Origin of the sequence: Mesorhizobium sp. M2A.F.Ca.ET.037.01.1.1 (assembly GCF_003998075.1) — a bacterium.
Classification (GTDB): Bacteria; Pseudomonadota; Alphaproteobacteria; order Rhizobiales; family Rhizobiaceae; genus Mesorhizobium.
In genome coordinates this window covers 1-4,730 of the sequence record NZ_RZSA01000511.1, presented here as the reverse complement: position 1 = coordinate 4,730, position 4,730 = coordinate 1, and the positions used below count along the sequence as shown (strand labels likewise).

Here is a 4,730-nt window from a genome sequence, read left to right as displayed (position 1 = left end):
TGCCACGACGCATCGTGCTCCAGGATCACGGCGGTTGCGCGCTCGAGGATCGGCGGCTCCACCGTGCTGTACGCGGCAAACATCCAGGCGACCGCGCGCGCCCGGGCGTTCGCGTCGTCGGGCAACAGGCCCGCGTGACGCACCGCGATGTGGAGGACGATCGCGCCTGACTCGAACAGAGCGAGATTGCCTTCTTCGTAGGTCGGGATACTGCCGAAAGGGTTGAGCGCGAGATGCGCCGGCTGCTTCATCGCGGTGAATGAGACGAGACGAACGTCGTAAGCTTGTCCGACTTCCTCGAGTGCCCAGCGGACTTGCATGTCGCGCGCCAGCCCCCTGCCGCCATCGGGCGATCGTTGGAAGGCGGTAATGGTGGGTATCATCGGCAGGCCCCTTGTGATGGCGTCGAATGGCTCGTGGCTCTGGAAAAGGCATCGGTCGCGGGCGAGGCGGCGGCGAGGCCGGCCCCGCCCGCATCCATTGCTACTTCCAGGTCCTGCGCCGCTCGAGCTCGGCTTGCGAAGGCTCCTGCTGGGCAAACGATCCTGTGCGGATTTCGCCCGCGCGCTCATAGGTCGCCATGATGACGCCGGTGGTCGTAGCCTGCGATTTGACGAGCTTGAAGGCGGCCGGCATCGCGTTGTCGCCAAACAGCCGCTTGCCCTTGCCCAGCAGCAACGGGAAGATCATCAGCCGGATCTCGTCGATCAGCCCGTTGGCGAGCAAGGTCTGGATCAGATCGCCGGAGCCCTGGATGAGCAGGTCGGGCCCGTCTTCCTGCTTGATCTCCTTAACGCTGGCAACGATATCGGGCCCGAGCGACTGGGTGTTCTCCCAAGTCAGAGAATCGGGCCGATGCGTCGCCACATATTTGGTCGTCGGGTTGAAAACATCCGCGATCGAATCTTTCTGATACGGCCAGTAGGCGGCGAAGATGTCGTAGGTTCTGCGGCCGAGCAGCAGGTCGAAGGGTTTGGAGAACAGTTCCTCCATTGCCGTGCCCGCGACCTCGTCGAAGTAGTGGAACGTCCAGCCGCCGAATTCGAAGCCGCCGACCGGGTCCTCTTCCGGTCCGCCCGGCGCCTGCATGATACCGTCGAGGCTGACGAAGGTGGCGGCGATGATCTTGCGCATAGTCTTTCTCCTTTTGGCTGGTCCGCGCCCGTCACGGCGGGATTTCGAGCTAAGGACGAACGGCAAGGCCGCTTTCCGACACGGCCCCGCGAATTTCTACCGCGCGTTGTCAGCGCGAATGGTGCGTGACGAGAACCAGACATCGCCGAAAACGGCGGTGGCGGTGCGGTCGGGCGCCTTGTCTTCCCTAACCCAGATCGAGCGGGTGCGCGCGGCGCGCTCGCGGGTCGGTATTTTCGCGCCTGGCTCGACGGCGGAGGCGCCGACGCAAGGAATGAACCAGGAGCCCATGAAGGGCCGGCACGCGAAGCCATTTTCCAGGCGGGTTATGAGGACCGCGAGGCCGACGGTTTCGGACGGGCGCCAGGGGAAGATCATGCGGCCGCCAGGCTTCAGCGCTCCCAACCATGCGGCGGGCGGGGCGACGACGCCGGCATTGACATAGATGATGTCGGATAGCGGCAGCGGATTGGCGACGGCGTCGGCCTGGACGATTTCGACATTGTCGTAAGCCGCAAGGTTCGCGTTGGCGCGCGCGGCAAGATCGGCCTCGATCTCGAAGGCGGTGACGCTGCCGCCCGGCTCGACCAGCTTAGACAGCAGCGCCGTATAATATCCGGTGCCGGCGCCGATATGGGTGACGGCCTCGCCAGGCTTCGGCTCGACCTTGCCGAGCCACATGGCATGCAGCAGCGGCTCGCCATTGTTAATGCCCTTGTCGGCATCGAGCACGACGAGCACGTTCTGATAGATATAGCTTGGGTCGGCGCTCGGCGTCTCGAACCGGCCTTCTCCGGCAAAGACGGTCCACGGTCCCGGGCCGAGAAAGGCCTCGCGCGGCACCGAGGCGAACACCTCCTCGATGCGCGGATCGGCCGAGCGGGCCTGCGCGGCCATTAGCCTGGCGTAGAATCTGCGAGCTTCGTCCGGTTTGACCATAGCGCCAAGATAGCGCGTCCGGCTGGAATGTCGCGATCAGCCGGCGAAGGTATCGTAGAGCAGCTTGAAGTTGAGAACGAGGATGACGGCCGCCACCACCCAGGCCAGCGCCGCAAGGCCGCGCGGTATGGCGAAACTGCCCATCTTCTTCCTGTCCGACACGAACTGCACCAGCGGGATGACCGCGAAGGGCAGTTGCATCGAGAGCACCACCTGGCTGAAGACCAGCAACTCGGCCGTGCCCTTTTCGCCATAGAGCGCGGTGACGACAACGACGGGGACGATGGCGATGCCGCGCGTCAACAGGCGCCGCGCCCATTGCGGAATGCGCAAGCGCAGAAAACCTTCCATCACGATCTGGCCGGCAAGTGTCGCGGTGACCGTCGAGTTGAGGCCGGAGGCGAGCAGCGCGACGGCGAACAGGATCGAGGCGATGCTGAGGCCCAGCAGCGGCGACAGCAGCTCGAAGGCCTGGCCGATCTCGGCAACGTCCTGATGCCCGGTGTTGTGGAAGGCGACTGCCGCGACGATCAGGATCGAAGCGTTGACGAACAGCGCCAGGATCAGCGCGATGGTCGAATCCGTCGTCGCCCATTTGATGGCGTCACGCTTGCCGGTCTCGGTGCGCTCATAGGCGCGGGTCTGCACGATCGAGGAATGCAGATAGAGGTTATGTGGCATGACCGTGGCGCCGATGATGCCGATGGCGATGTAGAGCATCGCCGGATTGGTGACGATCTCAGACGACGGCACGAACATCGAATGCAGGATCGTGCCGGCCGGCGGTGCGGCGACGAAGATCTGGATGGCAAAGCAGCCGAAGATGATGATCAGCAGCGCGACGACGAAGGCCTCGAGATAGCGGAAGCCCCTGTTCATCAGCAGCAGCACCAGAAAGGCGTCGAGCGCGGTGAGGATGGCGCCGCCGATCAACGGAATTCCGAACAGAAGCTGCAGCGCGATCGCCGTGCCGATGACCGCGGCGAGGTCGCAGGCGATGATCGCCAGCTCGCAGGCGATCCAGAGCATCAGATTGACGGGGCGCGGATAATAGGCGCGGCAAGCCTGGGCGAGGTCGCGGCCGGCGGCGATGCCGAGGCGCGCGGCCAGCGCCTGCAGCAGGATCGCCATCAGGTTCGACAGCATTATGACGAAAAGCAGCGTGTACCCGAACTGGGCGCCACCGGCGAGGTCCGTCGCCCAGTTGCCCGGGTCCATATAGCCGACCGAAACCATGTAGCCAGGACCCATGAAAGCGAACAGGCGGCGGAACCAGACGCCGGTCCGCGGCACCGCGATCGAGGCGTTCACCTCGCGCAGGCTGGGCTGCTCGTCGTCCGGCCTGTCGAATCGCCATGCGGGTCGGGCTACGGTTACTGCATCGGCATCGGACATGGGATTTCCGCTAGAATTATCGAACGTGCCTCCTATCTATGCCACAGCTCAACATTATGCAATATGCTATATTTCATTGATCATGCTTTCGTGATCGCGGGAGCAAGTTCCAGGGCGGGCGGCGGAAACGCCGGTTGCGCCCGCGCGGGAATGCAAATAAACGGCCGGGCCATCAGGGGTTTCGTGCTATGGATGCGATCCCGATTCAGGAGGAGCGCATATTGGCGCTTAGGAACAAACCAGTTCGACGCGAGGAGCCGCTTCCCGATGCCGAAATCCATTCGGAAGGATTCCGGCAGCAGCGCCAGGCGCGCCGCAGCGCGCTGGTCGAAGACTATGTCGAGCTGATCGCCGATCTGATCGAGGATGGCAACGAGGCGCGGCAGGTGGATATCGCGGCAAGGCTCGGCGTCGCGCAGCCGACGGTTGCCAAGATGCTGACCAGGCTCTGCGCCGACGGGCTGGTCTCGCGAAAGCCCTATCGCGGCGTGTTCCTGACCGAGACCGGCCGCAAGGTCGCGGAGGAAAGCCGCATCCGCCACCAGACGGTGGAAGCCTTCCTGCGCTCGCTGGGCGTCAGCGCTGAGACGGCGCGCATCGACGCCGAAGGCATCGAGCACCATGTCAGCGCCGAAACGCTGGATGCTTTCCGCCGAGCGATGACTCACCGCCAGGCTTAGCTCCCCGGTTCCCATCGCGCGTGTTGACGCGGAACCTACGCACCCCGGCCGCATTACCTCCCACATCGCGCGATTATCGCGCTTAGGGAGGAAGCAATGGGCATCGAACAGGCACCGACCGCCAAGGGAGAGCAGGCAGCCAGGGGATTGCGGCAGGCGGCCGCCGGCGACGAAGGCAAGACCGAGGCAGAGACCGGCCATCCGCTGAAGAAGGGCGCGGCGCGTTTCGAGGAACGGTCGAAAAGCTCGGACGGCAAAAGCGCCGGCGCCAAGCAGAAAAGCTGAGGTTTTCAGCCGGTTTATCGGGAGTGGAAATAACCGGCCGATCGGAGTTTCCTCCGGCCCGCGCATTTTTTGGGCGCGAAAAATTCTGTGACTTGGGCTGGCCGTTGCGATAGTTGTCAGCACGGGGCGGTCGCCGGCCAGCCCCTCCAGGACATTCGCATTGCGAGGAGTTGCCATGCTTTGGAGAGGCCGTCGTCAGAGCGACAACATCGAGGACGAGCGCAGCGACAGCGGCGGTGGCGGCGGATTGGGTGGCGGCGGTCAGTTCCGTGTCCCTATCGGCGGCCGCACCGGGGG

The 4,730-nt window shown here is 64.3% G+C and carries 7 protein-coding genes; 3 read left to right on the top strand and 4 right to left on the bottom strand.

Annotated features, from left to right (window positions below):
- From EOA27_RS22790 to EOA27_RS22775, 4 genes are all read right to left on the bottom strand, one after another.
- Positions 1-383 (bottom strand): glutathione S-transferase N-terminal domain-containing protein (locus tag EOA27_RS22790; RefSeq protein WP_145970477.1); only part of this gene is annotated, 383 nt, incomplete at its 3' end.
- Positions 384-483: 100 nt separating this feature from the next.
- The gene (locus EOA27_RS22785; RefSeq protein WP_126081741.1) at positions 484-1,134 is read right to left on the bottom strand and encodes a dihydrofolate reductase family protein; all 651 of its coding nucleotides are present in this window, start codon (positions 1,132-1,134) and stop codon (positions 484-486) included.
- A 96-nt stretch (positions 1,135-1,230) separates the two neighbouring features.
- Positions 1,231-2,073, bottom strand: coding sequence for an rRNA adenine N-6-methyltransferase family protein (locus EOA27_RS22780; RefSeq protein ID WP_126081742.1), 843 nt, complete (start codon positions 2,071-2,073; stop codon positions 1,231-1,233).
- Between the two features lie 36 nt (positions 2,074-2,109).
- Positions 2,110-3,468, bottom strand: coding sequence for an Nramp family divalent metal transporter (locus EOA27_RS22775; RefSeq protein ID WP_127257239.1), 1,359 nt, complete (start codon positions 3,466-3,468; stop codon positions 2,110-2,112).
- Between the two features lie 221 nt (positions 3,469-3,689).
- Here EOA27_RS22775 and mntR point away from each other — a divergent pair, with 221 nt between their 5' ends.
- The 3 genes from mntR to EOA27_RS22760 form a co-directional block, all read left to right on the top strand.
- Positions 3,690-4,148 (top strand): manganese-binding transcriptional regulator MntR, encoded by a 459-nt coding sequence (gene mntR, locus EOA27_RS22770; protein ID WP_042647014.1) that lies wholly within the window; start codon positions 3,690-3,692, stop codon positions 4,146-4,148.
- Between the two features lie 96 nt (positions 4,149-4,244).
- Positions 4,245-4,433, top strand: coding sequence for a hypothetical protein (locus tag EOA27_RS22765; RefSeq protein ID WP_126081744.1), 189 nt, complete (start codon positions 4,245-4,247; stop codon positions 4,431-4,433).
- Positions 4,434-4,608: 175 nt separating this feature from the next.
- On the top strand, positions 4,609-4,730 hold a 122-nt coding region (locus EOA27_RS22760), incomplete at its 3' end, for a neutral zinc metallopeptidase (RefSeq protein ID WP_189562086.1).

What these genes read in the sequence shown, in the direction of transcription:
- EOA27_RS22775 (WP_127257239.1), bottom strand. Translation starts at nt 3,468, where the DNA reads ATGTCCGATGCCGATGCAGTAACCGTAGCCCGACCCGCATGGCGATTC.
- EOA27_RS22780 (WP_126081742.1), bottom strand. Translation starts at nt 2,073, where the DNA reads ATGGTCAAACCGGACGAAGCTCGCAGATTCTACGCCAGGCTAATGGCC.
- EOA27_RS22765 (WP_126081744.1), top strand. Translation starts at nt 4,245, where the DNA reads ATGGGCATCGAACAGGCACCGACCGCCAAGGGAGAGCAGGCAGCCAGG.
- EOA27_RS22785 (WP_126081741.1), bottom strand. Translation starts at nt 1,134, where the DNA reads ATGCGCAAGATCATCGCCGCCACCTTCGTCAGCCTCGACGGTATCATG.